The sequence below is a fragment of the Krasilnikovia sp. MM14-A1004 genome, assembly GCF_047159485.1.
In the GTDB taxonomy this organism is placed as follows: domain Bacteria; phylum Actinomycetota; class Actinomycetes; order Mycobacteriales; family Micromonosporaceae; genus Actinoplanes.
The window spans coordinates 3,121,867-3,145,815 of record NZ_AP038773.1 but is presented as its reverse complement, the minus strand read 5'-3'; the positions used below and the strand labels follow the sequence as shown (position 1 = coordinate 3,145,815).

The 23,949-nt window shown below is 73.3% G+C and carries 24 protein-coding genes and 1 pseudogene; 13 read left to right on the top strand and 12 right to left on the bottom strand.

Annotation, left to right across the window (positions count from 1 at the left end):
* The first annotated feature begins 1 nt into the window (after window position 1).
* Complete coding sequence (locus ACMCNN_RS14225) at window positions 2-1,123, top strand: sensor histidine kinase (RefSeq protein WP_412746670.1); 1,122 nt, start codon at window positions 2-4, stop codon at window positions 1,121-1,123.
* On the top strand, window positions 1,120-1,731 hold the full coding sequence (locus ACMCNN_RS14220; protein WP_412746669.1) for a response regulator: 612 nt from the start codon (window positions 1,120-1,122) through the stop codon (window positions 1,729-1,731). Before ACMCNN_RS14225 ends, ACMCNN_RS14220 begins: the two co-directional genes overlap by 4 nt.
* A gap of 43 nt (window positions 1,732-1,774) precedes the next feature.
* On the opposite strand, the gene ACMCNN_RS14215 is transcribed toward ACMCNN_RS14220, so the two are convergent.
* The 4 genes from ACMCNN_RS14215 to ACMCNN_RS14200 all read right to left on the bottom strand — a co-directional run bounded on the left by ACMCNN_RS14215 (window position 1,775) and on the right by ACMCNN_RS14200 (window position 4,026).
* On the bottom strand, window positions 1,775-2,761 hold the full coding sequence (locus tag ACMCNN_RS14215) for an NAD-dependent epimerase/dehydratase family protein (RefSeq protein WP_412746668.1): 987 nt from the start codon (window positions 2,759-2,761) through the stop codon (window positions 1,775-1,777).
* 124 nt (window positions 2,762-2,885) lie between these two features.
* Entirely contained in the window at window positions 2,886-3,356 is a 471-nt protein-coding gene (locus tag ACMCNN_RS14210) for a heme-degrading domain-containing protein (protein ID WP_412746667.1), read from the bottom strand.
* A gap of 72 nt (window positions 3,357-3,428) precedes the next feature.
* A complete protein-coding gene (locus tag ACMCNN_RS14205) occupies window positions 3,429-3,878 on the bottom strand; it encodes a TIGR03618 family F420-dependent PPOX class oxidoreductase (RefSeq protein ID WP_412746666.1) in 450 nt (149 codons plus the stop codon).
* Window positions 3,838-4,026, bottom strand: coding sequence for a hypothetical protein (locus ACMCNN_RS14200; RefSeq protein WP_412746665.1), 189 nt, complete (start codon window positions 4,024-4,026; stop codon window positions 3,838-3,840). Before ACMCNN_RS14200 ends, ACMCNN_RS14205 begins: the two co-directional genes overlap by 41 nt.
* Here ACMCNN_RS14200 and ACMCNN_RS14195 point away from each other — a divergent pair.
* On the top strand, window positions 3,997-4,833 hold the full coding sequence (locus tag ACMCNN_RS14195) for an endonuclease/exonuclease/phosphatase family protein (RefSeq protein ID WP_412746664.1): 837 nt from the start codon (window positions 3,997-3,999) through the stop codon (window positions 4,831-4,833). The genes ACMCNN_RS14200 and ACMCNN_RS14195 overlap by 30 nt on opposite strands.
* Here ACMCNN_RS14195 and ACMCNN_RS14190 read toward each other — a convergent pair.
* On the bottom strand, window positions 4,779-5,252 hold the full coding sequence (locus ACMCNN_RS14190) for a GNAT family N-acetyltransferase (protein WP_412746663.1): 474 nt from the start codon (window positions 5,250-5,252) through the stop codon (window positions 4,779-4,781). The genes ACMCNN_RS14195 and ACMCNN_RS14190 overlap by 55 nt on opposite strands.
* Window positions 5,253-5,371: 119 nt before the next feature.
* On the opposite strand from ACMCNN_RS14190, the gene ACMCNN_RS14185 reads away from it, so the two are divergent.
* Complete coding sequence (locus ACMCNN_RS14185; protein WP_412746662.1) at window positions 5,372-5,809, top strand: MarR family winged helix-turn-helix transcriptional regulator; 438 nt, start codon at window positions 5,372-5,374, stop codon at window positions 5,807-5,809.
* Between the two features lie 15 nt (window positions 5,810-5,824).
* The gene (locus ACMCNN_RS14180; RefSeq protein ID WP_412746661.1) at window positions 5,825-6,244 is read left to right on the top strand and encodes an organic hydroperoxide resistance protein; all 420 of its coding nucleotides are present in this window, start codon (window positions 5,825-5,827) and stop codon (window positions 6,242-6,244) included.
* Here ACMCNN_RS14180 and ACMCNN_RS14175 read toward each other — a convergent pair.
* A pseudogene (locus ACMCNN_RS14175) lies at window positions 6,239-6,793 on the bottom strand (tyrosine-type recombinase/integrase); the annotation flags it as partial. The gene ACMCNN_RS14180 and the pseudogene ACMCNN_RS14175 overlap by 6 nt on opposite strands.
* An 83-nt stretch (window positions 6,794-6,876) precedes the next feature.
* Here ACMCNN_RS14175 and ACMCNN_RS14170 point away from each other — a divergent pair.
* Window positions 6,877-8,136: an IS256 family transposase gene (locus tag ACMCNN_RS14170; RefSeq protein WP_412747169.1), complete on the top strand. Its 1,260-nt coding sequence runs from the start codon at window positions 6,877-6,879 to the stop codon at window positions 8,134-8,136.
* On the opposite strand, the gene ACMCNN_RS14165 is transcribed toward ACMCNN_RS14170, so the two are convergent.
* The 4 genes from ACMCNN_RS14165 to ACMCNN_RS14150 all read right to left on the bottom strand — a co-directional run bounded on the left by ACMCNN_RS14165 (window position 8,117) and on the right by ACMCNN_RS14150 (window position 12,343).
* Window positions 8,117-8,602 carry a site-specific integrase gene (locus ACMCNN_RS14165; protein ID WP_412746660.1) on the bottom strand — a complete coding sequence of 162 codons (486 nt, stop codon included), beginning with the start codon at window positions 8,600-8,602 and terminating at the stop codon, window positions 8,117-8,119. The two genes, ACMCNN_RS14170 and ACMCNN_RS14165, sit on opposite strands and share 20 nt — an antisense overlap.
* 338 nt (window positions 8,603-8,940) lie before the next feature.
* Entirely contained in the window at window positions 8,941-11,334 is a 2,394-nt protein-coding gene (locus ACMCNN_RS14160; protein WP_412746659.1) for an ATP-binding cassette domain-containing protein, read from the bottom strand.
* A gap of 146 nt (window positions 11,335-11,480) precedes the next feature.
* Entirely contained in the window at window positions 11,481-11,891 is a 411-nt protein-coding gene (locus ACMCNN_RS14155; RefSeq protein ID WP_412746658.1) for a VOC family protein, read from the bottom strand.
* Window positions 11,892-11,896: 5 nt separating this feature from the next.
* Complete coding sequence (locus ACMCNN_RS14150; protein ID WP_412746657.1) at window positions 11,897-12,343, bottom strand: helix-turn-helix transcriptional regulator; 447 nt, start codon at window positions 12,341-12,343, stop codon at window positions 11,897-11,899.
* Window positions 12,344-12,499: 156 nt separating this feature from the next.
* Between ACMCNN_RS14150 and ACMCNN_RS14145 the strand changes: the two genes are divergently transcribed.
* Genes ACMCNN_RS14145 through ACMCNN_RS14135 form a run of 3 tightly spaced genes read left to right on the top strand, consistent with a single transcriptional unit; the run spans window position 12,500 to window position 15,304 of the window.
* The gene (locus ACMCNN_RS14145; protein ID WP_412746656.1) at window positions 12,500-13,192 is read left to right on the top strand and encodes a hypothetical protein; all 693 of its coding nucleotides are present in this window, start codon (window positions 12,500-12,502) and stop codon (window positions 13,190-13,192) included.
* Between the two features lie 49 nt (window positions 13,193-13,241).
* Window positions 13,242-14,012 (top strand): lysophospholipid acyltransferase family protein, encoded by a 771-nt coding sequence (locus ACMCNN_RS14140; protein ID WP_412746655.1) that lies wholly within the window; start codon window positions 13,242-13,244, stop codon window positions 14,010-14,012.
* A gap of 53 nt (window positions 14,013-14,065) precedes the next feature.
* The gene (locus ACMCNN_RS14135; RefSeq protein ID WP_412746654.1) at window positions 14,066-15,304 is read left to right on the top strand and encodes an MFS transporter; all 1,239 of its coding nucleotides are present in this window, start codon (window positions 14,066-14,068) and stop codon (window positions 15,302-15,304) included.
* Window positions 15,305-15,312: 8 nt separating this feature from the next.
* Here the strand turns inward: ACMCNN_RS14135 and ACMCNN_RS14130 are convergent, their stop codons facing one another.
* Both ACMCNN_RS14130 and ACMCNN_RS14125 read right to left on the bottom strand, forming a co-directional pair.
* A complete protein-coding gene (locus ACMCNN_RS14130; RefSeq protein ID WP_412746653.1) occupies window positions 15,313-15,831 on the bottom strand; it encodes a LuxR family transcriptional regulator in 519 nt (172 codons plus the stop codon).
* Entirely contained in the window at window positions 15,828-18,365 is a 2,538-nt protein-coding gene (locus ACMCNN_RS14125) for a LuxR C-terminal-related transcriptional regulator (protein ID WP_412746652.1), read from the bottom strand. Before ACMCNN_RS14125 ends, ACMCNN_RS14130 begins: the two co-directional genes overlap by 4 nt.
* A gap of 205 nt (window positions 18,366-18,570) precedes the next feature.
* Here ACMCNN_RS14125 and ACMCNN_RS14120 point away from each other — a divergent pair, with 205 nt between their 5' ends.
* From ACMCNN_RS14120 to ACMCNN_RS14105, 4 genes are all read left to right on the top strand, one after another.
* Entirely contained in the window at window positions 18,571-20,067 is a 1,497-nt protein-coding gene (locus tag ACMCNN_RS14120; protein WP_412746651.1) for a dynamin family protein, read from the top strand.
* On the top strand, window positions 20,064-21,890 hold the full coding sequence (locus tag ACMCNN_RS14115; protein WP_412746650.1) for a dynamin family protein: 1,827 nt from the start codon (window positions 20,064-20,066) through the stop codon (window positions 21,888-21,890). Before ACMCNN_RS14120 ends, ACMCNN_RS14115 begins: the two co-directional genes overlap by 4 nt.
* Window positions 21,887-22,495: a hypothetical protein gene (locus tag ACMCNN_RS14110; RefSeq protein ID WP_412746649.1), complete on the top strand. Its 609-nt coding sequence runs from the start codon at window positions 21,887-21,889 to the stop codon at window positions 22,493-22,495. Before ACMCNN_RS14115 ends, ACMCNN_RS14110 begins: the two co-directional genes overlap by 4 nt.
* A gap of 64 nt (window positions 22,496-22,559) precedes the next feature.
* Complete coding sequence (locus ACMCNN_RS14105; protein WP_412746648.1) at window positions 22,560-23,939, top strand: MFS transporter; 1,380 nt, start codon at window positions 22,560-22,562, stop codon at window positions 23,937-23,939.
* Window positions 23,940-23,949 lie beyond the last annotated feature (10 nt).

The window sequence follows — 23,949 nt, the reverse complement described above, 5'->3', positions numbered from 1 at the left end:
GATGACGGCGGCGCACCCGCCGGAACGCGGCTTCCGCTTCGGCTGGATCTTCGCCGCGATCTGGCTGTTCTACCTCGGCGAGAACCTGCAGGTCCTCCTGCAGCACCCCGGCGGCTGGGCCCGCACCCTGGGCCTGGCCGCCCTCGCCGGGTTCGCCGCGCTGTACCTGCTGGTCCTGTCGATGCTGCGCGGTATCCGCCGGGAGATGCCCGAACCGCCCCGCCACGAGACGCTGCGGATCTGGGCGGCGGAGGTGGGCCTGCTCATCCTCGCCGCCCTGCAGGTGCCGGGCGCCGGATACCACGCCCTGTCCTGCATGGTGTACATCGCCGCGGTCGCCATGGTGGGACTGCCCCTGAGCCAGGCCGTGCCGTTCGCCGCGGTCCTGGTCGTGACCACCGAACTGCTGTCCCGGCTCGTGCCCGGCTGGGAGGACAAGGGGTACGGGCTGGGCGTGCTGATGGCATCGGTCGCCACGTACGGGATCCGGCTGGCCGCGGAACGCCAGTACCGGCTGCGCGCCGCCCAGCAGGAACTGGCCACCCTCGCGGTCGCCACCGAACGCGCCCGCATCGCCAACGACCTGCACGACATCCTCGGCCACTCGCTGACCGTCGTGGCGGTCAAGGCGGAACTGGCGCAGCGGCTGCTCGACGTCGACCTCGACAAGGCCCGCACCGAACTGCGCGACCTGGAAGCGCTGGCCCGCGACGCCCTGACCGACGTGCGCGCGACCGCGCTGGGGGTGCGCGGTGTGTCCCTACCCGGCGAGATCGCCGCCGCCCGGCAGGCCCTGGCCGCCGCGCACATCGCCGCCGAACTGCCCGGCGCCGCCGACGAGGTGCCCACCGCCTACCGGGAACTGTTCGCGTGGACGATCCGGGAGGCGGTCACCAACGTGGTCCGCCACGCCCGCGCCGCGCACGTCGAGGTCCGCCTCACCCCGGCCGCCGTCGAAATCGTCGACGACGGGGTGGCCGACCCGACCGCCGACGGCCCGGCCACTGACGGTCAGGGCCTGCGCGGGCTGCGCCGCCGCGCCGAGGCGCTCGGCGCCACTCTCACGGTGGGCCGGCGCGAGAACACACCCGGATTCCGGGTACGGGTGGAGGTACCGTCATGATCCGACTACTGCTGGCCGACGACCAGGCCCTGGTCCGCGGCGCCATGGCCGCCCTGCTCGACATGGAACCCGACCTCAGCGTCGTCGCCGAGGTCGGCCGCGGCGACGAGGTCCTCGCCGCGGCCCGGACCCACCAGGCCGACGTCGCCCTGCTCGACGTCGAGATGCCCGGCCTCGACGGGGTCTCCGCCGCCCGGGAACTGCACGGGCGGCTGCCCGGCTGCAAGGTCCTCATGGTGACCACGTTCGGGCGGGCCGGGTACCTGCGCCAGGCGATGGCGGCCGGCGCGGCCGGGTTCATCGTCAAGGACACCCCCGCCCGGCAACTCGCCGACGCGGTACGCCGCGTCCACCAGGGACTGCGGGTGGTGGATCCGGCGCTGGCCGCGCAGTCCCTGGCGTTCGGCGACTCACCGCTGACCGAACGGGAGACCGACGTGCTGCGCGCCGCCCGCTCCGGCGGCACGGTCGCCGACATCGCCCGCGAGCTGCGCCTGTCCGAGGGCACGGTCCGCAACCACCTGTCCTCCGCGATCGGCAAGACCGGCAGCCGCACCCGGGCGGAGGCGGTGCTGATGGCCGAGGACAACGGCTGGCTGCTGATCTGAGCCCGCTCGTCGAGGCGCCTCCCGGACCCGCTCCCCGGCGCCGTCATCCGGCCAGCACGGCCGCCTCGACGGCCGGGTCCAGGCCCACCGCCGGACGGTCCGGGCGTTGCGGCGCCGGCCCGTCCACTGTTTGCAGCCACGCCCACGTGTCGGCGACCGTCTCGGCGACCGGCCGGACCCGCAGGCCCGCCGCCAGCGCCCGGCGCACGTCGCTGCCGTGCAGCATCGTGTGCAGCTCACCCGGTGGCAGCCACACCGGCAGCTGCGTCCACGGCTCGATCCCGGCCGCGAGGATCACCTCCGGATCGGTCCACCGCAGCTCGGCGCGGCCACCGGTGACCGCGTTCGCGGTCCGCAGCAGCTCACCCATCGTGGTGTGCCCGCTGGGGCTCACCACGTCGTACGCGCCCGCGCGGCCGTCCACGGCCGCATCCAGCACGAACGCGGCCAGGTCGCGGGCGTCCACATACTGCAGCGGCAGCTCCTGCGGCCCCGGCGCCAGCGTCGGCCCGCCCGCGGCCAGCCGGCGCAGCCACCACGGCAGCCGCCCGATGTCCTCGTACGGGCCGAGGATCAGCCCCGGCCGGGCCAGCAGCACCGCCGCACCGAACTCCTGCGCGCCCAGCTCACCGCCGCGTTTGAGGGCCGCGTAGTCGACGTCGTCACCCGCGTCGGCGCTGCCGTCGACAACCGGGCTGTCCTCGGTGAACGGCGCCACCGCGTCCGGGCGGTACACCGACCGGCTCGACACGTACGTGTAATGCCCGGCGTGGCCCCGCAGCGCCCGCGCCGCGTCCCGGACCACGGCCGGCGCACCCGACCAGGTGTCCACCACCGCGTCCCAGGCACCACCGGCCAGCGCCGCGAGCCCGTCGCCGCGGCGCCGGTCACCGGTCAGCACCCGCACCCCGCCGCCGGGCGGGGAACGATGGCCGCGGTTGAGGACGGTGACCTGATGGCCGCGGGCGACGGCGACCTCGACGACGGCGCGGCCGACGAAGCCGGTGCCGCCCAGAACGAGCAGTCTCATGCCGTGACCATGCCGGTTGTCACCCCCGGCGGGAAGATCTGCTCGCTGTCGGCGGAATCGCTGACAGCGCAATCCCAGCCCCGCCACCGGATACCCGCAGGTGCCCCGCGCCTGGCCCGGGCGGTCAGCCGCCGGCCAGGTGCGCCTCGACCGCCTCCACCACCAGGGCGTGATCGTCGGCCTGGGGCAGGCCGGAGACCGTGACGACCCCGACCACCCCCACGTCGCGCACCCGCACCGGGAACGCCCCGCCGTGCGCCGCGAACCGGGCCGGGTCCACGCCGTACGCGGCGTCCAGGGTGGCGCCCTTCGCGGCCAGGCGACGGCCCACCAGATACGACGACTCCGCGAACCGGTGCACCACCCGTACCTTCCGCGCGATCCACGCGTCGTTGTCCGCGCTGCTGCCCGGCAGGGCCGCGTGGAACAGCTGCTGGGTGCCGCGCCGGATGTCCACCGCCACCGGCAGGGCGCGGCGGGTGGCGAGATCGACCAGCCGGCAACCCAGCCGCCACGCGTCGGTGTTGTCGAAGCGGGTGAAGATCAGGCGCTGTTCCTGCTCCTGCAGTCGGCGCAACAGCTCGTCGTCGCTCATGACCGCCATTGTCGCCCGACGGAAAGCCGGCTCTCATCCGAGTCCCGCACCGCCGCGGGTGAGAGGACAGGCTCAGTGCCAGAAGCGCTCGCCCCAGACATGCCAGCGTTCGATCTCAACCTTCACGCTCACCCGGGGACGTTCACGATTGGCGTACGGCTCGCCGTCGTAGTGCCGCGACAGCCGGTCGATGTCCCGCAAGCCCACGTCATCGGCGATCGAGACGACCCGGCCCTGCATGCTGACGTGGGTGCCGCAGTTTTCCTGTGCCAGCACGGTCAGCGAGACGCGCGGGTCCGCGCGCAGGTGCTTGAGCCGCGCCCGCTTCGCGTCGAGGCCCAGCAGCACACGACCGTCGTCTTCGAGCAGATACCAGGTGGCCACGGTGACCGGTCGGCCGTCAGCGGCGACCGTGGCCATGACCGCGGGATTCGGCTGCCGGTGAAGCCCTGATCGATTACGGGGATCAGGGCCCCGCGCGCTAGCGGCCCCGGCGCCGCCGCACCGCGATCCCCAGCGCACCGACCAGCACGAACACCGTCATCGCGCAGCACAGCGCCTTGACGAACACATCCACCTCCGTCGGACCGGGGCCACCCACGATCAACAACAGCCACCGGCCGGCCGTAGGGTCGAGCCCGTGCGCCTGGCCACCTTCAACCTGCTGCACGGCCGATCACTGTCCGACGGCACCGTACACGCCGACCGGATCGCCGCCGCCGTCGCCGGGCTGAGCGCCGACGTCCTGGGCCTGCAGGAGGTCGATCGGGACCAGCCCCGCAGCGACCGGCTCGACCTGACCGCCGTCGCCGCCGATGCCCTCGGCGCCCGGGCTCACCGCTTCGCCGCCACCATCGCCGGGACCCCCGGCCAGGCCTGGCAGCCGTGGCACACCGACCTCGGCGACACCGGCCCCCAGTACGGCATCGCGCTCGTCAGCCGCTATCCCGTACGCCACTGGCAGCTCACCCGGCTGCCCGCCGCCCCGGTCCGCGCCCCGGTCTGGGTGCCCGGACCCGGCGGGGGACCGGTGCTGGCCCGCGACGAGCCGCGGGTCCTGCTGGCCGCCGTCCTGGACACCCCGGCCGGAACGGTCACCGTGGCCACCACCCACCTGTCGTTCGTGCCGGGCTGGAACCTGCGCCAGCTGCGCGCCGCCGTCCGGGCGCTGCACGGGCTGCCCGCACCACGGGTACTGCTCGGCGACCTGAACCTGCCCGCGGGAGTCGCCCGCGCCCTCACCGGGTGGCGGCCGCTGGGGCGCACCGCGACGTATCCGAACCCGGCGCCGCGGATCCAGCTCGACCACGTACTGATCGACCGGGACGGCGCCGACCGGCTCGGGCCGGTCGTGCAGGTACGCGCCCCGCAGGTGCCGGTGTCCGACCACCGGCCACTGGTGGTGCACCTCGACCCGGCCAGCTACGGGGCCGGTGGGGCGGGCCGGCGGAACACCAGCTCCAGCCCGTCCTCCTGATCCCACTGCTCACCGATGTGCACGAACCCGGTGCCGGCCAGGGTGGCCAGCGACGCGGCGTTGTCCGGGCGGATGCTGGCGCGTACCGCCGTCACGGACGGGTCGGCGTCGGCGCGGCACAGCAGCTCGGCGAGGATGGCCCGGCCGTAGCCCCGCCGCCGGTACGCCGGGTCCACCGAGTACCCCACCTCGACCATGCCGTCGGCGTCGGGCGGGCCGTGGAAGCCGCCGTGACCCACGACGATGTCCTCGGCGACCGCGACCGCGGCGCGGGCGATCCAGTCCGCGCTCGCCGGATCGGTGAGGATCTGCTCGCGCCGGATCCGCCACAGCCACGCCTCGCTGACCAGGAATTCCGACAGCGGGTGGCCCGCGGCGGCGCCGGCCGCGGCCAGGTCACCGTCGATCAGGGCGCTCATGGCGGCAGGGGAGAGCCGCACAAATCGGATGATCGCCATCGAGGCATGATCACATGGGCGTGGTGATCACCGCCACCGTTCAGTTGTGCACAACTGAATTGCGTACTAGGTTTCTGGGCATGGGTGAGACCACCGGCCTCGAACAGATGATCTGCTTCAACCTCTACGCCGCCTCCCGCGCCATGACCGCCCTCTACCGCCCCGCCCTCGACGCCCACGGCATCACCTACCCCCAATACGTCGCCCTGCGCGTCATCTGGCACCGCGGCGACATCACCGTCCGCGACCTCGGCCACGCCCTCGCCCTCGACAGCGGCACCCTCTCACCCCTGCTCAAACGCCTCGAAACCCAGGGCCTCATCACCCGCCGCCGCGGCACAGACGACGAACGCACCGTCTGGATCAGCCCCACCGACCGCGGCCGCGAACTCCACCACGAGGTCAGCGACCTCCCCGAACGACTCGCCTGCGCCGTCGACCTCAGCACCGACGAGTTCCGGCAACTGCACCACCTGCTCAGCCGCGTCCGCGACTCAGCAGCCAGCCACACGATCTGAAGGGACCCCCCTCACATGCAGGTCCTCTACACCGCCTCAGCCACCGCCACCGGCGACGGCCGCAGCGGCCACGTCCGCTCCAGCGACGGCGTCCTCGACCACAGCCTCGCCGTACCCAAGGAACTGGGCGGCCCCGGCGGCGAGCGCACCAACCCCGAGCAGCTCTTCGCCGCCGGCTACGCCGCCTGCTTCCACAGCGCCCTCAAAACCGCCGCCCGGACGCAGAAGATCATCCTCAACGACACCGCCATCACCGTCGACGTCGGCATCGGCCCCAACGGCGACGGCGGCTACGGCCTCACCGCCACCATCGAAGCCGAACTACCCGGCCTCGACGAAGCCGTCGCCACCGACCTGCTGGCCAAGGCCCACCAGATCTGCCCCTACTCCAACGCCACCCGCGGCAACGTCGAGGTCACCATCACGCTGGCCTGACACCACACCCAGCGCGCGGTTCGTACGGTTCGCCCGTACGGCCGCGCGCTGCTGCGCCGCCGTCACCTCGATGTACGCCTGCGACGTCACCAACGACGCATGCCCCAGCAACCGCATGATCTCCGACGCGTTCGCCCCGTCCTCCGCCAACCGCGTCGCGAACGTATGCCGCAACGCATGCAGACGCGCCCCCCGCGGCACCCGGTCCGTGACCCCCGCCCGCCGGAAACACGACTCCACCAGATACTGCAACCCACCCCGCCGCAACGGCTCACCACGCCGATCCACCAGCAACGGCGCGGCCGCCACCACCCACTGCCGCCCGAACCGCACCCGCACACTGTCCACATACCACGCCAGCACCGCGTCCAACTCCGGCTCCACCGGCACCGACCGCGGCCGCCCACCCTTGCCCAACACCTCCAGCCGCCGCTCCCCGGCACGCCCCACCAGCGCACCCACCCGCAGCGCCAGCAACTCCGACAGGCGCAACCCCGCACACAACGCCAACCCCAGCACCGCCACGTCGCGCTCCGGCCACGGATCAGGGTCTGTAAAACGAACGGTGTAACTCCTGATCAAGGGAGTAGCACCTGATGACTGACCCAGCGAGCACCGTGGATACTGCGGCGGTGTCGAAGAAGAACAAGCCGGTCGACGACGGTGTGGACGCTGAACTGGTCGGCCGGCTGGTCGAGCAGGCCCGCGCAGCGGGCCTGCAGCTGACCGGCGAAGGCGGTCTGCTGCAGCAGCTGACCAAACGCGTGGTCGAGGCCGCCCTGGACGGCGAGATCACCGACCATCTCGGCTATGACAAGGGCGACCCGGCCGGCAAGAACGGCGGCAACTCGCGCAACGGCAACCGGTCCAAGACCGTGCTGACCGAGGTCGGCCCGGTCGACATCAGCGTGCCGCGTGACCGTGAGGGCAGCTTCGAGCCGCAGATCGTCAAGAAACGCCAGCGCCGGCTGACCGGGGTTGAGGACATGGTGATCTCCCTGTCCGCGAAAGGGCTGACGACCGGCGAGATCCAAGCTCACCTGGCCGAGGTTTACGGGGCCGAGGTGTCACGGCAGACCATCTCCACGATTACCGACCGGGTCCTGGACGCGATGGCCGAGTGGCAGAACCGGCCCCTCGACCCGGTCTATCCGGTGATCTTCCTGGACGCCGTGCACGTGAAGATCCGCGATGGCAAGGTCGCCAACCGGCCCATTTACGTCGCTCTGGCCGTCACCGTCGAGGGCACCCGCGACATCCTCGGGCTTTGGGCCGGCGACGGCGGCGAGGGCGCCAAGTACTGGCTGCAGGTCCTCACCGAACTGAAGAACCGGGGCGTTGCCGACGCCTGCATGGTGGTCTGCGACGGGCTCAAAGGTCTGCCCGACGCGATCGGGCAGACCTGGCCCCTCGCGGTGGTGCAGACCTGCGTGATCCACCTGCTGCGCAACTCGTTCCGGTACGCCGGCCGCCAGCACTACGACGCCATCGCCAAAGCGTTGCGGCCGGTCTACACCGCCGCCACTGAAGCCGCCGCGAAGGCCCGGTTCGGCGAGTTTGCCGAAGCCTGGGGCGAGCGCTACCCGGCGATCGTGCGGCTCTGGGAGAACGCCTGGGCGGAGTTCGTGCCGTTCCTGGCCTTCGACGTCGAGATCCGCAAAATTGTGTGTTCGACGAACGCGATCGAGAGCGTGAACGCCCGCATCCGCCGGGCAGTGCGAGCCCGGGGGCACTTCCCGAACGAGCAAGCGGCGCTGAAATGTGTCTACCTGGCCATCATGAGCCTCGACCCGACCGGCGTCGGACGACGCCGGTGGGCGATGCGCTGGAAACCCGCCCTGAACGCCTTCGAGATGACCTTCGAAGGCCGCCTCAACCCGACCACCAACTAACCGCTGTTACACCGTTCGTTTGACAGGCCCACGGATCACGCTGCCGCGCGTCAGGGCGGCGCACCGCGTCCAGCAGTCGCTCCGGGGTGTCCTCGCCGCGCAGCGGTTTCGGCGACGGCGTCGCCAGCCGCGGCTTGTCGACGGCGGGCATCGGGTTGCCGACCGCGATGCCGTCGCCGACGAGGAACCGGAAGAACGAATTCCAGGTCGACCACCCGCGGTACACCGAGGCGGGCGCCCGGCCCGCGGCGAACGCCGCGAACCCGGCCCGCAGCACCCTGGGGGAGAGGTCGGCCAGCACGACCGCGCCGGGGGCGGCCGCGAGATGCTCGGCCACCAGCGCCAGCACGGCCTCAAGATCCCGACGGTACGCGGCGAGCGTGTGCGCGGACGGCTTGCTGGTGGCCCGGGCGGCCAGGAACTCGCCGATCAAGCCGTGTACCGGAATGTCTTGTTCGTCCTGCATAAGACATATTATGCAGGATCCAGACAAATACGGTACGACTGGCGTCGATGGGAAATTTCCTCCGGAGGATCATGGGACCCACGGGGATCGGCGCTGGAGAGTCGGCAGGCTTCGCGCCTGCGTTCGGCGCCCAGCGAACGGACCGGCGTAGACGCAGACCGGCGCCGGACCGTCAACGGAGACGGTGGCGAGGTACAGCAGGTCTGTTTCATTGGCCCGGTGAGCTTGCGCGGTGCAAGTGGTCCTCGGAACCGCTCCACCGCCTCAGCTTTACATAATGTGCATTATCGACCAACGATTCGAGGGATGTGCGGCCCACCTGCCGGGCTGTCGTGCCGTCAGGCGCCGACGTATGCGGCCAGGTGCTGGCCCGTCAGCGTGGCGCGGCCCGCGACCAGGTCGGCGGGTGCGCCCTCGAAGACGATCCGGCCGCCGTCGTGGCCGGCGCCCGGGCCGAGGTCGATGATCCAGTCGGCGTGGGCCATGACCGCCTGGTGGTGCTCGATGACGATGACCGACTTGCCGGAGTCGACGAGGCGGTCGAGCAGGCCGAGCAGTTGTTCGACGTCGGCGAGGTGCAGGCCGGTGGTCGGCTCGTCGAGGACGTACACGCCGCCGCTCTCCCCCATGTGGGTGGCGAGCTTGAGGCGCTGGCGTTCGCCGCCGGACAGCGTGGTGAGCGGTTGGCCGAGGCTGAGGTAGCCGAGGCCGACGTCGGCGAGCCGGTCGAGGATCTTGTGGGCGGCGGGGATGCGGGCCTCCCCCGCGCCGAAGAACTCGACGGCCCCGGTGACCGGCATGGCCAGGACTTCGGTGATGTCCTTGCCGCCCAGCGTGTACGCGAGTACCTGCGCCTGGAAGCGTTTGCCCTCGCATTCCTCGCAGGTGGATTCGACGGTGGCCATGACGCCGAGGTCGGTGTAGATGACGCCGGCGCCGTTGCAGGCGGGGCAGGCGCCCTCGGAGTTGGAGCTGAACAGGGCGGGTTTGACGCCGTTGGCCTTGGCGAAGGCCTTGCGGATGGGTTCGAGCAGTCCGGTGTAGGTGGCGGGGTTGCTGCGGCGGGATCCGCGGATGGCGCCCTGGTCGACGACGACCACGCCGTCGCGTCCGGCGACGGAGCCGTGGATCAGGGAGCTCTTGCCGGAGCCGGCGACGCCGGTGACGACGACGAGGACGCCGAGCGGGATGTCGACTTTGACGTTGCGCAGGTTGTTGGTGGTGGCGCCGCGGATCTGCAGGGTGCCGGCGGGTGGCCGTACTTTTTCTTTGAGGTTGGCCCTGTCGTCGAGGTGGCGGCCGGTGATGGTGTCGCTTGCGCGCAGGTCGTCGACGGTGCCTTCGAAGCAGACGGTGCCGCCGTGGGTGCCGGCGCCGGGGCCGAGGTCGACGACGTGGTCGGCGATGGCGATGGTTTCGGGTTTGTGTTCGACGACGAGCACGGTGTTGCCCTTGTCGCGCAGTTGCAGCAGGAGCTGGTTCATGCGTTCGATGTCGTGGGGGTGCAGGCCGATGGTGGGTTCGTCGAAGACGTAGGTGACGTCGGTGAGTGAGGATCCGAGGTGGCGGATCATTTTGGTGCGTTGGGCCTCTCCCCCGGACAGGGTGCCGGCGGGGCGGTCGAGGGCGAGGTAGCCGAGGCCGATCTGGTCGAACGAGTCGAGCAGGTGTTGCAGGCCTTTGAGCAGGGGGGCGACGGAGGGTTCCTTGAGGGCGCGGATCCAGTCGGCGAGGTCGCTGATCTGCATGGTGCAGACGTCGGCGATGCTCTTGCCTTTGATCTTGGAGGAGCGGGCTTCCCTGCTCAGTCGGGTGCCGTCGCATTCGGGGCAGGTGGTGAAGGTGACGGCGCGTTCGACGAAGGCGCGGACGTGGGGTTGGAGGGCGTCGACGTCCTTGGCGAGGAAGGACTTCTGGATTTTGGGGATGAGTCCTTCGTAGGTGAGGTTGATGCCCTCGACTTTGATCTTGGTGGGTTCCTTGTAGAGCAGGTCGTGCTGTTCGCGCTTTGTGTACTTGCGGATCGGCTTGTCGGGGTCGAAGAAGCCGCTGCCGCGGTAGATGCGGCCGTACCAGCCGTCCATGCTGTAGCCGGGGATGGTGAGGGCGCCCTCGTTGAGGGACAGGTTGTCGTCGTAGAGGGCGGTCAGGTCGAAGTCGGTGACCGAGCCCATGCCCTCGCAGCGGGGGCACATGCCGCCGAGGCGGTTGAAGGTCGCTTTCTCGGTCCTGGTTTTCCCTTCGCCGCGTTCGACGGTGATGGCGCCGGCGGCGCGCACGGTGGGGACGTTGAAGGAGTAGGCCTGGGGTGAGCCGATGTGGGGTTTGCCGAGGCGGCTGAAGAGGATGCGCAGCATGGCGTTGGCGTCGGTGGCGGTGCCGACGGTGGAGCGTGGGTTGGCGCCCATGCGTTCCTGGTCGACGATGATGGCGGTGGTGAGGCCGCCGAGGAGGTCGACGTCGGGGCGGGACAGGGTGGGCATGAAGCCCTGGACGAAGGCGCTGTAGGTCTCGTTGATCAGGCGTTGGGATTCGGCGGCGATGGTGCCGAAGACCAGGGAGCTCTTGCCGGAGCCGGAGACGCCGGTGAACGCGGTGAGGCGCCGTTTCGGGATGTCGACGCTGACGTCTTTGAGGTTGTTGACGCGGGCGCCGTGGACGCGGATCAGGTCGTGGGTGTCGGCGGCGTGTGCGGTGGTCTGCGGCTTGCCTGTCCTGGTGGCCCCGGGCATCGTGTCTCCATCTGTCAGGTTCGCCGCCGGTGGCGGTGTGCGTCTTGATCTGATCAGCTCGTGGCCGCGCGCGGCGCGGGAATCGCGGCTTCCCTGGTGCCGCCTTCCGGTCGCCGCGCGCGGTGGGTTCAGCCCAGTTGCTGGGTTCAGCCGAGTTGCTGGATGCGGATCAGGTTGCCGGCGGCGTCGCGGACGGCGCAGTCGCGTACCCCGTACGGCTGGTCGGTGGGTTCCTGGACGATGTCGGCGTCGCTGGCCTGGAGGCGTTCGAAGGCGCCGTCGAGGTCCTTGGTGGCCAGCAGGAGGGTGGCGTAGGTGCCCTTGGCCATCATCTCGGTGATGGTGCGGCGTTCGTCGTCGGTGATGCCGGGGTCGACGGCGGGCGGGTGCAGGACGATGGAGGTGCCGGGCTGGTCGGCGGGGCCGACGGTGATCCAGCGCATGGTGCCGCGTCCGACGTCGTTGCGGACCTCGAAGCCGAGGGTGTCGCGGTAGAAGGCGAGGGAGGCGTCGGGGTCGTCGTGGGGCAGGAAGCTGGCGTGAATGGTGATGTCCATGCCGGTCACGCTAGTTGCGGCTCGGTGGCGCCCGCTTCTCGATTCCTGATCGGTCTGGTGACCTGTTTGGCGACGCAGGCGGGCAGGCCCGCGTCGCCGTGGGCGGCCTGGGTGCGGTAGGTGCTGGGTGGCATGCCGACGAGTTCGGTGAAGCGGGTGCTGAAGGTGCCCAGTGAGGAGCAGCCGACGGCGAAGCAGACGTCGGTGACGGTGAGGTCGCCGCGGCGCAGCAGGGCCATGGCGCGTTCGATGCGGCGGGTCATCAGGTAGGAGTACGGGGATTCGCCGTAGGCGCGGCGGAATTCGCGGCTGAGGTGTCCGGCGGACATGTGGGCGCCGCGGGCGAGGGCTTCGACGTCGAGGGGCTGGGCGTAGTCGCGGTCGATGCGGTCGCGGACGCGGCGCAGCCGGGCGAGGTCGCGCAGGCGTTGCGCCTCGGGTGTGCTGGTCACGTGGGCGAGCGTGCCACGCCGGGGTGGTTGCCCAGTATCGGCGCGCGCCCGTCGGGGTGGGGTGCGCGGTTCTGTCGGGGTGGGCTGGTAGAAACGACGGCATTCAAACATGCGTACGAATGGCGTCGTGAATGGCGTCGGATGGTGGAGGTTGTGATGGTGGCGGCTGTGGTGCCGGGGCTCAGTGAGCAGGATCTGGTGGTGATCCGGGACGCGGTGGCGGCGGGCCGGCGGCCGCGGGTGGTGTTCACGGAGGCGGCGGGGCAGATGGCGGGTCAGCTGGGGCAGGTGGTGCGGTTGACCGATCCGGCGGAGTCGGAGGATTGGCTGGTGGTGCGGTTCGGCCGTGACGAGTTGCCGTTCTCCCCCGGTGATCTGCAGGTCGCGCCCAAGGGTGCGGGCCGCCGGGCACCGGCCGTGGCGGCGCCCGAGCCGGATCCGGAGCCCGCGCGCCCGGAGCCCGAGTTCGTGATCGACAAGCCGGTGCGCCCCTCCCCTGCCCCGGCGGTGGCTGCCCCGGCGGCGCCGGTGGTGCCGGCGGCGCGTAAGGGGCCGGGTAAGCCGGCGCGGCCGAAGGGCCCGGCGGGGCTGACGGTGACGTTGGCGTACGCCGACGGGGAGTGGACGGTGGCGGCGCAGCAGGGCGCGAAGGCGCTGGCCCGGCCGTATGTGGTGCGTCCGGCGGAGGCGTTGCGGATGGTGGCGCTGGTGGATGTGCCGGGTGTGCGTGAGGCGGTGGAGCAGATCCTGGCGGCGGAGCGCGCGCAGGCCGAGCAGCAGGCGCAGCGGTTACGGGAGCAGTTGGCGGAGGTGGAGGCGCGGCTGGCGGAGTTGCGGGACGCGGAGTGAGGTGCGGGCGGCGGCGCCCGCGGCGGTGTCGTGCGATCATGGCGCTCTGATGGAGACGTCGTGGCGGGCGCCCCGGTTGTGGCGGGCGCTGGTGTGGGTGTCGCGTCCGCTGGCGGCGCTGGTGTGCCGGCTGCGGGTGTCCGGGGAGGTGCCGGCGGCGGTGCGGGGTGGCCCGCTGATCCTGGCGGCGAATCATGTGAGCCCGGTGGATCCGGTGGTGTTGACCGCGGCGTGCCGGGTGGCCGGGCTGACGCCGCGGATCATGGCGACGGGTGGGATCTTCCGGGCGCCGGTGGTGGGTGCGTTGATGCGCCGGTGCGGGCATATCCGGGTGGATCGGCGTACGGCGCGGGTGGCGCAGGCGTTGCCGGATGCGGCGGCGGCTCTGGCGGCGAATTCGACGGTGCTGGTGTATCCGGAGGGTCGTATCGGGCTGGATCCGTGGATGTGGCCGGAGCGGGGCAAGACCGGGGTGGCGCGGATGGCGGCGTTGTCGGGGGCGCCGGTGGTGCCGGTGGCGCAGTGGGGGGCGCATGCGGTGCTGCCGTACACGTCGCCGAAGGGGATCGTGGGTTCGGTGCTGCGGGCGATGCTGCGCCGGCCGGTGGTGTGGGTGCGCTTCGGGGAGCCGGTGGATCTGTCGGGGTTGACCGGGTCGCCGGGTGCGCAGGCGATGCGGGCGACGGATCGGATCATGGAGGGGATCACGGTGACGCTGGCTCCGTTGCGGGCCGGTGAGCCGCAGTTGCCGCGGTTCGTGGACCCGACGCGGCCGGTGGATGTGTCGCGGGTGCGTCGGCGCGCGGACCGGCCGGGGTGAGCGGCGCTAATTCGGTGTGCCGGTGGTGGTGTCGACCGTAGGGTCGTGGATTCGTGACCGGATTCGTGGAGTCGTTCGTGCCGGCCCGGCTGGGTGCCGGGTTCCGGTGGCTGCTGGCGTCGTCGTGGGTGACGAACCTGGGTGACGGTGTGGCGGCCGCGGCGGGGCCGTTGCTGGTGGCGTCGTTGACTCCTGACGCGTTCCTGGTGTCGCTGGCGGCGTTGCTGCGGTGGGCGCCGCCGCTGGTGTTCGGCCTGTGGGCGGGGGTGCTCTCGGATCGGCGGGAGCGCCGGCGGATCGTGATGGTGGCCGACGGTGTGCGCGGCGTGGTGCTGGCGGTGCTGGTGGCGGCGCTGGCGGCCGGGCGGCTGTCGGTGGCGGGTGCGCTGGTCGGGTTGGGACTGCTGGCGACCGCGGAGGTGTTCGCGGACAACACGGTGGCGACGCTGACGCCGATGCTGGTGGACCGGGACGATCTGGTGGTGGCCAACGCGCGGCTGCAGACGGGTTTCATCACGTTGAACCAGTTGGTGGGTCCGCCGATCGGGGCGGCGTTGTTCGCGGCGGGCCGGGTGTGGCCGTTCGCGGCGGAGACGGTGCTGGTGGTGGCGGGTGTGCTGCTGGTGTGGCGGATCGTGCTGCCGCCGCCGGGCCGGGTGGCGCGCTCGGGTGGGGTGGGCCGCGACATCGTGGCGGGTTTCCGCTGGACGGCGCGGCACGCGGCGGTGCGGACGCTGGCGTTGACGATTCTGGTGTTCAACGTGACGTTCGGTGCGGCGTGGTCGGTGCTGGTGCTGTACGCGGCGCGGCGGCTGGGGCTGGGCGCGGTGGGTTTCGGTCTGCTGACGACGGTGTCCGCGGTGGGCGGGCTGGTGGGCACGGGCATGTACGGGTGGCTGACCCGGCGGGTGAGCCTGGGCAATGTGATGCGGGCCGGTCTGGTGATCGAGACGTTGACGCATCTGGTGCTGGCGGTGACCCGGTCGGCGTGGGTGGCGTCGGCGGTGTTCTTCGTGTTCGGGGCGCACGCGTTCATCTGGGGTACAACGTCGATCACGGTGCGGCAGCGGGCGGTGCCGGAGCATCTGCAGGGCCGGGTGGGCAGTGTGAACACGGTCTGCACGTTCGGTGGGCTGGTGGTGGGGTCGGTGCTGGGTGGGGTGCTGGCGGACCGGTTCGGGGTGGCGGCGCCGTTCTGGTTCGCGTTCGTGGGTTCGGCCGTGTTCGTGGTGGCGTTGTGGCGGGAGCTGACCCGGATCGCGCACGCGGACGAGGGGCTGGCCGCGGTGTAGCGCGGCGGTCAGTCGCGGCGCTGGCGCAGGTAGGCCAGGACGGCTTCGCGGGTGGTGCGGACCCCGAACAGCGCGCGGGCTTCGGCGATGCGCCGGTTCGCGGTGCGCAGCGACAGGTATTCGGCGGCGGCCGCGGCGGCGATGGTCTCCCCCGCGGCGAGCCGGTCCAGCAGGGCGCGTTGTTCGGGGACGAGTTCGGCGACGGTGCTGTCGGCGCCGGTGCCGTGTTGCAGGGGGCCGAGGCGGGCGAGGTCGTCGGCCAGGGCCCGGCCGACGGGGCTGTCGGTGTCGCTGACCGCGACGATGCCGGCGCCGCGCGCGGCGGCGAGCACGGCCAGTTGCAGGGTGTCGGTGTCGGTGATGCGGCCGTGCAGGACGAGGCGGGCCGCGGTGACGTCCCAGGACGGGTCGGGCAGGGCGAAGCCGGGGCGGGCGGTCCAGCCGGCGCGGGTGAGGCGGCGCAGCACCGTGTCGGCGTCGGCGGTGGTGGCGACGATGTGCCGTGGGGCGTCTGGTGGTCGGGTCACCGGCGATCCTCCCGCGGGGGTTGGGCGTCGGGGTGGGTGAAGGCGAGCGCTGCCGCTTCGGTGCGGGTACGCGCGCCCAGTTTGCGCATGGCGGCGCGGATGTGGGTGTCGACGGTTTCCGCGGAGATGCCGAGTTGCCCGGCGATGCGGCGGGTGGGTTCCCCGGCGGCGACCAGGCGCAGCACGTCGGTTTCGCGGCCGGTGAGCTGCGTGCCGGAGCGGGGCCCGCGGGTGTCGCGGTGCACGTGGTGGCGGCGCAGCCCGCGGCGGGCGCGCCCGGCGAGCACGGTGAGCCCGGCGGTGTCGGCGAGTTGTTCGGCGGCCAGCAGGGCGGCCACGGCCCGGCCCGGGTCAGGTTCGTGGGCGCCGGCGGCCAGCAGGCAGCGGACCTGTTCCCGCACGGCGGTGCCGGCCCAGGTGTCGGCGGCGGCGGTGAAACCGGTGCCGGTGGCCCAGGCGGTGAGGGTGCGCCGGGCGGGGCCGGGCAGGCCGCGTGGGATGCCGGTGGGTGCGGCGGCGCCGCGGTCGTGGGCGGCCCACTGGGCGGTGATGTGGTCCAGGCCGGTGAGCAGTCCCCCACCCTCGGCGGGGGTGTGCGCGGCCCGGTCGGGTTGCCCGTCGAGCCAGGCGGCCTCGTGGGCGACCCAGGCTGCGGCGGGATGGTCGGTGTGGCCGGTGAGGCGGGCGCGGGCGGCGGCGAGCAGGCCGGTGTCGGCTTCGACGAGGGCGGTGGCGGCGGTGGCGTAGCCGCGCGCGTCCGGGGGCAGGGACCGGTCGGTGAGGTCGGCGGCGCGGCGGTGCAGGACATCGGCCGGGTCGGCGCCCTCGGCGGCGCCGGGGTCCGCGCCGGCGGAGAACGCGAACGGGTCGGAACCGGCGGACAACGCGGCGCGGCCGGAATCCCCGCCGGGTGCGGCGTGGCCGGGTTCCCCGCCGGGTGCGGCCGCGGCGTGGCCGGCGAGCGCGTCGGCGAAGTCGGCGGCGGCCGCGAACCGGGTCTGCCAGCTGTAGGCCAGGTCGGCGGCGCAGGCGGCCGCGGCGTCGCGGGCCACCGACGCGGCGTCGGCGAGGCGGGCGTCGGCGGTGAGGTGTTCGACCAGCTGCCAGGCACTCCACCGGGCGGTCAGCGGGTCGCCCGCGGCGGCGGCGCGGGCCAGGTCGTCCTCCCAGCCGGGGGTGCGGTGCGCGGCGCGGACCGCGGCGAGGGCGGCGGCGAGACCGGGCGGCGGGTGCGGATGCCGGGCGAGGATCTTGTCGGCGGTGTCGGCGGCCGCGGCCGGGTCGGCGGCGAGATCGGCCAGCAGCAGGATCCGGTCGCGGGCCGCGACCACGGACGCGGGACCGGCATCGGGTACGGGCTGCGCGGCGCGCCGGGCGGCGGCGGGATCACCGGCCTGCAGCAGGGCTTCCCCGCGCAGGACGTCCGCTTCGACGCCCAGCGGCGTACCGGTGTCCAGGACGCGGGCGGCGGCGTGGGGGCGCCCGGCAGCCAGGGCGGCGTCGGCGGCGGCCAGCCGGACCCGGGGGTCGACGGTGACGCCGGGCAGGTCGCAGGCGAACAGCAGCAGCGCGGCGCGTTCGGCGCCGGTGGCGCGGTCGGCGGCCTGCAGGGCGCGGCGGTGCGCGCCGGGCAGGTCACCGGCGGCGGCGAGGTGCTGGGCGGCTTCCGCGGGCGGGGTGAGGTCGGCCAGCCGCCGGTGCAGTTCGGTGCGGGCGGCGCCGTCGAGCAGCCCGGCGGCGGTCTCGGCGACGTACCCGGAGGTGGGTTGCAGCCCGTCGGGGGTGTCGGCGGCCAGGCCGGCGGCCAGCAGGTCCGCGGCGCCCTGGCCGAGCAGGGCGGCGGGGGCGGGTCGACCGAGCAGGCCCAGCGCGGCCAGGGCGGTGCGGGCGGGGCGGGGCAGGTCGGCGAGGGCGGCCGCGATCGCGTACGCGACCTGGTCGATGTCGGCGCCGGGGACGCCGCGCCCGGTGCCGGCCTGGCGGGCCAGCGCGACGACGGCCAGCGGGTTGCCGCCGGCGCGCGCCAGGACGGCGGCCAGCGTGCCCGCGTCGAGGGTGGCGGTGCGCCGGGCCAGGTCGGCGGCGGCGTCGGGGTCCAGTGGTGGCACGTCCAGCCAGGCCGTGGCGGCGCCGCGCAGCGCGGCCTCGGCGGCCCCGGCCAGCCGGTGCGGGGTACGCAGTGCCACCGCGACGCGGCAGTGCACGGCCAGCAGCGGCAGCGCGGCGAGGGTGGCCGCGTCGGCGTACTGCAGGTCGTCGAGGATCAGCAGCCCGCCGCGGACCCGGGAGCGGACCGCCTCGGCCAGCAGCGGGATGTCGTGGGCGGGCAGCCGGGCCCGCACCGCCCGCGACAGCGCCAGCGCGGGTACGGCGGTGAGCATCGCCAGCCCACCCCCGGTGTGCACGGCGCCCGGGGTGGCCCCGGCGAGCCGGTGCAGCACCGTGCTGCGGCCGGCGCCGGGTGGCCCGGCGACCACGATGAGGCCGGGGCGGCGCAGGTGGCCGGCGGCCACGGCGGCCAGGTCTTGCGGCACCGCGTCCTCCCCGATGCGTCGCCGGTGTTCGTGCCGTGCCTGGCACGAACACGGGATCCGGGCTGTGCGTCCCGGTCCGTAGTGTGGGTGCTGCGGCAGGCGTCCCGTCCTGCCCGGGTCGGGAAGGACGTACCGGATCATGGTGGTGGACGACGGTCGCGGCCAGGACATTGTCGCTGACGGCCGGCTGCGCTGACGAGTCGTCATGACCGGTCCGCTCTGTACCCGAATGGCCGCGCTGTGTGACGACATCGTCGCCGCCGTCGGCCCGGACGTCGGTGGCCAGGTACAACAGATCCACGCCCGGCTCGGTGAGCCGCTGCGGGTGGCGATCGCGGGCCGATTGAAAGCCGGAAAGTCGACACTCGTCAACGCGCTGATCGGGCGGCGGGTCGCGCCGACCGCGGCCGGCGAGTGCACCCGGGTGGTGACCCGGTTCCGGTACGGGCCCGCCGACCGCGTCGACGTGGTGACCCGCGACGGCACCCGGCACACCCTGCCGCTGTCCGACACCGGGATGCTCCCCCAGCGGCTCGGCGTGCACGCCGACCGGGTCGCGTACGTCGACGTCGCCCTGACCAGCGAGCGGCTCCGCGACCTGACCGTGGTGGACACGCCCGGACTGGCGTCGGCCGACACCCGGCTGCGGGAACGCGCCGAGGCGGTGGTGGCGGCCCCGTTCGACGACGGCATCGACGCGGGCAGCCTCGGCGAGGTCGCCGCCGCCGAAGCGGTCGTGTACGTGTTCACCCAGGCGGTCCGCGCCGACGACGTGCAGGCCCTGGACGCGTTCCGGGCGGCGACGGCGCGGCTGGCCAGCAGCCCGATCAACGCGCTGGGCGTGTTCGCGAAGGTGGACACCCTGACCGGTGGGGCCGCCGACCCGTGGCCGGTGGCGCAGCCGCTGGCCCGCCAGCAGGCGACGCTGCTGGCCCGTACCGTCGCCGACGTGGTCCCGGTGGTGGGGTTGCTGGCCGAGACCGCGCAGGCGGGCCGGCTCACCGCCGCCGACTGCGCCGCGCTGCGGGAACTGGCCGCGCTGCCCACCGGGGAGCTGGCGGTGCTGCTGGCCTCGGTGGACCTGTTCCGCACCCGGCCGGGCCCGCTGGACGCGGCCCGCCGCGAACGGCTGCTGGGCCTGCTCGACCTGTACGGTGTCGGCTTCGCGGTGGCGCAGCTGGCGGCGCAACCGCAGCTGGGCACCGGGGACCTGGTGCGCCGCCTCGCGGAGGTCTCCGGGTTCGCCCACCTGCAGAGCACGGTGGATTCGACGCTGCGCTGGCGTTCCGACGCGATCAAGGCGGGCTGGGCGCTGGGCCGGCTGGACCGCCTCGCCGGGCGCGCCGCCGCCGGCACCGACCGGGACGCGCTGCGCGACGCGGTGGAGACGCTGCTGCGCGACCCCGCGTACCACCGGCTGCGGCTGCTGGCCGCGGCGCAGCGCGTCGCGTCCGGTGTGGTGGCGCTGCCGGCCCCGTGGGAGCAGGAACTGATCGCCCTGGCCACCGCGGAGGACCCGCGGGAGATCCTGGGGCTGCCCGGCGCGGGCCCCGGCGAGCTGGCCGAGGCGGCGGTGCGGGCCGCGCACCGGTGGCGGGCGTACGCGGTCGCCGGTGCCGGCCCCGCCCAGGCCCGGGTGGCGCAGGTGGCGCACCGCGGCTTCCACCTGCTCGCCCGGGCCCTTCAGGGAGCAGCCCGGTGACCGGGCGGGCGCTGGCCGCCACGCTGGACACCACGGTCCGCGACACCCTCGCGTTCGTCCGCGCGGCGGACCCGGACGCCGGCGCGGAGCTGGCCGAACTGCACCGTACGCAGATGACCCGGCCCGCCGTGGTGGTGGTCGGCGAGACGAAACGCGGCAAGAGTTCCCTGGTGAACGCGCTGCTCGGGGTGCCCGGCCTGTCCCCGGTGGACGCGGGTGTGGCCACCAGCGCCTACCTGCACATCGGGCCCGGTCCGTTCGCGGCGCGGGCGTGGCCGGCGGGCGGCGGCGAACCGGTCGACGTGGACCCGGCGACGCTGGCCGCGTGGGCGACCGGCGACGGGCAGGCCCGCCGCGTCGAACTCACCCATCCCGCTCCCCTGCTGCAGTACCTGAGCCTGGTCGACACGCCGGGCGTCGGCGGCCTCGAACCCGCGCACGCCACGGTCGCGCTCGACGCGGTGCAGCGGGCCACCGCGCTGCTGTTCACCGCGGACGCGTCCGCGCCGCTGTCGCAGCCGGAACTCGCATTCCTCGCCGAGGCCAGCGAACGCGTCGACGCGGTCGTGTTCACCCTCACCAAGATCGACGCGTTTGCTGGGTGGCGGCGCGTCCTCGCGGACAACCGGGCGTTGCTGCGCACCCACGCCCCCCGCTTCGCCGACGCCGGCTGGTACCCGGTGTCGGCGCGGCTGGCCGAGACCGCGCTGGCCGCCCCCGACGCGGCCGCCGCCCTGGTGGAGGCGTCCCGCATCGCCGAACTGCAACACGCCCTCATCGACCTGGCCGGGCGCGGGCATCAGCTGCAGCAGGCCAACGTGCTGCGCGCCGCCCGCGGCGAACTGGCCCGCCTCGACGGCGCGGCCCGGGACCGGCTGCGCGCCACCGAGGCCGACCCGGCGCAACTGGCCGCCGTCCGCGCGCAGCGCGCCGCACTGGCCGCCCGCAAACGCACCGAATCCCGCCAGTGGGCGCTGCTGCTGAACACCGAGACGCAGCGGGCCCGCATCGAGGTCGTCGGGTCGCTGCGCACCCAGATCGCCGACGTGCAGCAGCGCCTCGGAGCACGCATCGACTCCCTCGGCCGTGACGGGCTGACCGCGCTGCCGCAGACCGTCGACACCGAACTGCAGGCCGTCGCCGTACGGCTGTCGCAGGACCTGCACGACACGTTCCGGCAGGTCGGCGCGGCCGTGCTGGCGCAGGTGTTCGACGACGGCGAACTCGACCAGGTGCTGGCCCGGCTGAACGCCACCCTGCGGCACACCCTGTCCGCCGGCCCGCCCCGCGACGGCTCCGGCGACAACCTGCTGATCGCCCTGTCCGCGGGCGGTATCGCGTTCATGGCCGGGCGCGGCGCCATCCTCGGCGCCAGCGTGCTCGGCGCCGGAACCCTCGCCGCGGGCGGCCTGCTGATCCCGGTCGCCGGGATCGGGCTGGGCCTGGCCGCGGGCGGATACGTGCTGTACCGCAGGCGGGTACAGACCGACCGGCAGCAGGCCCGCGCATGGCTGCGCGACGTCCTGGCCGAGGCCCGCGCCGCACTCACCGACGAGATCTCGTTCCGCTTCACCGACCTGCAGTACGCGCTCAGCGTCGCCGTCGACGAGGCCGTCGAACGGCGGCTACGGGAACTGGACGCGCACATCGCCGACATCGACGCGGCCGCCGCGACCGACGCCGCGGGGCGGGCCCGCCGCCGCGCGGCCGCGCAGGCCGACCACGACGCGATCCGGGCCCGGCTGGCCGCGGTCGACGACGTGCTGGCCCGCGCCCGGACCCTGACCCCCACCCCGGCAGAGCCAGAGGAGACAACCGCATGAGTGATCACCTGTGGCCCGACTTCCCCGACGACCACGGACATCACGATCCGCAGCCGCTGGGCGGACACGACGACGACCTCGCCCTGCCGGACGTGTTCGACGCCGGCCACGACCACGGGTGGGGCCTGGACGCGTCCCACGACGACGACCCGGGCCACGACGATCCGGGCCACGACGACCACGGATACGACCACGACCCCGGCCACGATCCGGGCCACCACCACGATCCGGGGCACCAGCACGACCCGGGACACCGGTACGACGAGGACGCCGCGGACCCGCACCCCGACGTGGTGGGCCACGTCGGCACCGACCCCGACGCGTGGGACGACACCGGCCACGAAGCGGTCAGCGTGTTCCCGCCCGTACTCGACGTGGGGCCGCTGCCCGAACCGGTCGACGGGTTCCCGTGGATCGACACCGGCAGCCTCGGCCTGGTCGACCCGGCCGCCGTGCACCTGCCGACCGAACAGCCCGACCCGGCCGGACTCGCCGCGTACGCGGGCACCGATCTGCCGCCCGGCGCCGACCCGTGGGCGGCGCTCGCCGACTCCGACGACCCGGCCACCAGCGCCCTGGCCAAATGGTGGCGTCACGACGCGTGAGAACCGGCGCCGCAGGTGGCATCATGAGCGCTCACCACCGCCCGCAGGAGCTGGAGCGCACGTCATGGCCGTTATCGACACCGCCGCCGCCCCGCCCGCCGGGCGCCGCGAACGCACCGGCTGGTACTTCTACGACTGGGCCAACTCGGCGTTCTCCACCACCGTCATCACGGTGTTCCTCGGGCCGTTCCTGACCACCGTCACCGAACAGGCCGCCGGCTGCGCGCTGGGCGCCGACGACTGCCACGGCCGGGTCCACCCGCTGGGCATCACGGTCGCCGCCGGCTCCTACTTCCCCTACCTGGTGTCGCTGTCGGTGCTGCTCACCGTCTTCGTGCTGCCCGTCATGGGCGCGGTCGCCGACCGCAGCGCCCGCAAGAAGCCGCTGCTGGCCGCCGCCGCGTTCACCGGCGCCGGCGCCACCATCGGATTCGCGTTCGTCACCGGCGAGCGGTACCTGCTCGGCGGCCTGCTGTTCCTGATCGCCAACATCGCCTTCGGCGCGTCCGTCGTGGTGTACAACTCGTTCCTGCCGCAACTGGCCGGCCCCGACGAACGCGACAGGGTGTCCAGCCGCGGCTGGGCCATCGGCTACCTCGGCGGCGGACTGCTGCTGCTGGCCAACCTCGTCGTCGTGCAACTGCTCAGCCGCGACGGTGACCACCAGCGCACCCTCGACCTGGCCCGCTGGTGCATCGTCTCCGCCGGACTGTGGTGGGGCCTGTTCACCCTGCTGCCGCTGCGCTGGCTGCGCGAACACCCCACCACCACCTCCACCGGCGCCGCGGGCGGCAACGTGCTGCTCGACGGGTTCCGGCAGCTCGGGCGCACCCTGCGCGGGCTGCGCGCGTACCCGCTGACGCTGTTCTTCCTGCTCGCCTACCTGATCTACAACGACGGCATCCAGACCGTCATCGCCCTGGCCAGCCAGTACGGCACAGAGGAACTGCGGCTCGAACAGGGCGACCTGATCATCACGATCCTGCTGGTGCAGTTCCTGGCGTTCGGCGGCGCGCTGCTGCTCGGTGCGCTGGCCGAACGCATCGGCGCCCGCAAGACCATCCTGATCAGCCTCGCCCTGTGGCTCGGCGTGATGCTGGCCGCGTACTGGCTGCCCGCCGGTGAGCCGCTGCCGTTCATGCTGCTCGGCATCGCGATCGGGCTGGTGCTGGGCGGCAGCCAGGCGCTGAGCCGGTCACTGTTCAGCCAGCTCATCCCCACCGGCCGCGAAGGCGAGTACTACGGCTTCTACGAGATCAGCGACAAGGGCACCAGCTGGCTCGGCCCGCTGGCGTTCGGGCTGGTGTACCAGCTCACCAGCAGCTACCGGATCGGGATCGTGTCGCTGATCGTCTTCTTCGTCGCCGGTGGGATCCTGCTGGCGATGGTGCCGATGCGGCGCGCCATCCAGGCCGCGGGCAACACCCCGCCCCGCCTGATCTGAGCGCAGGACC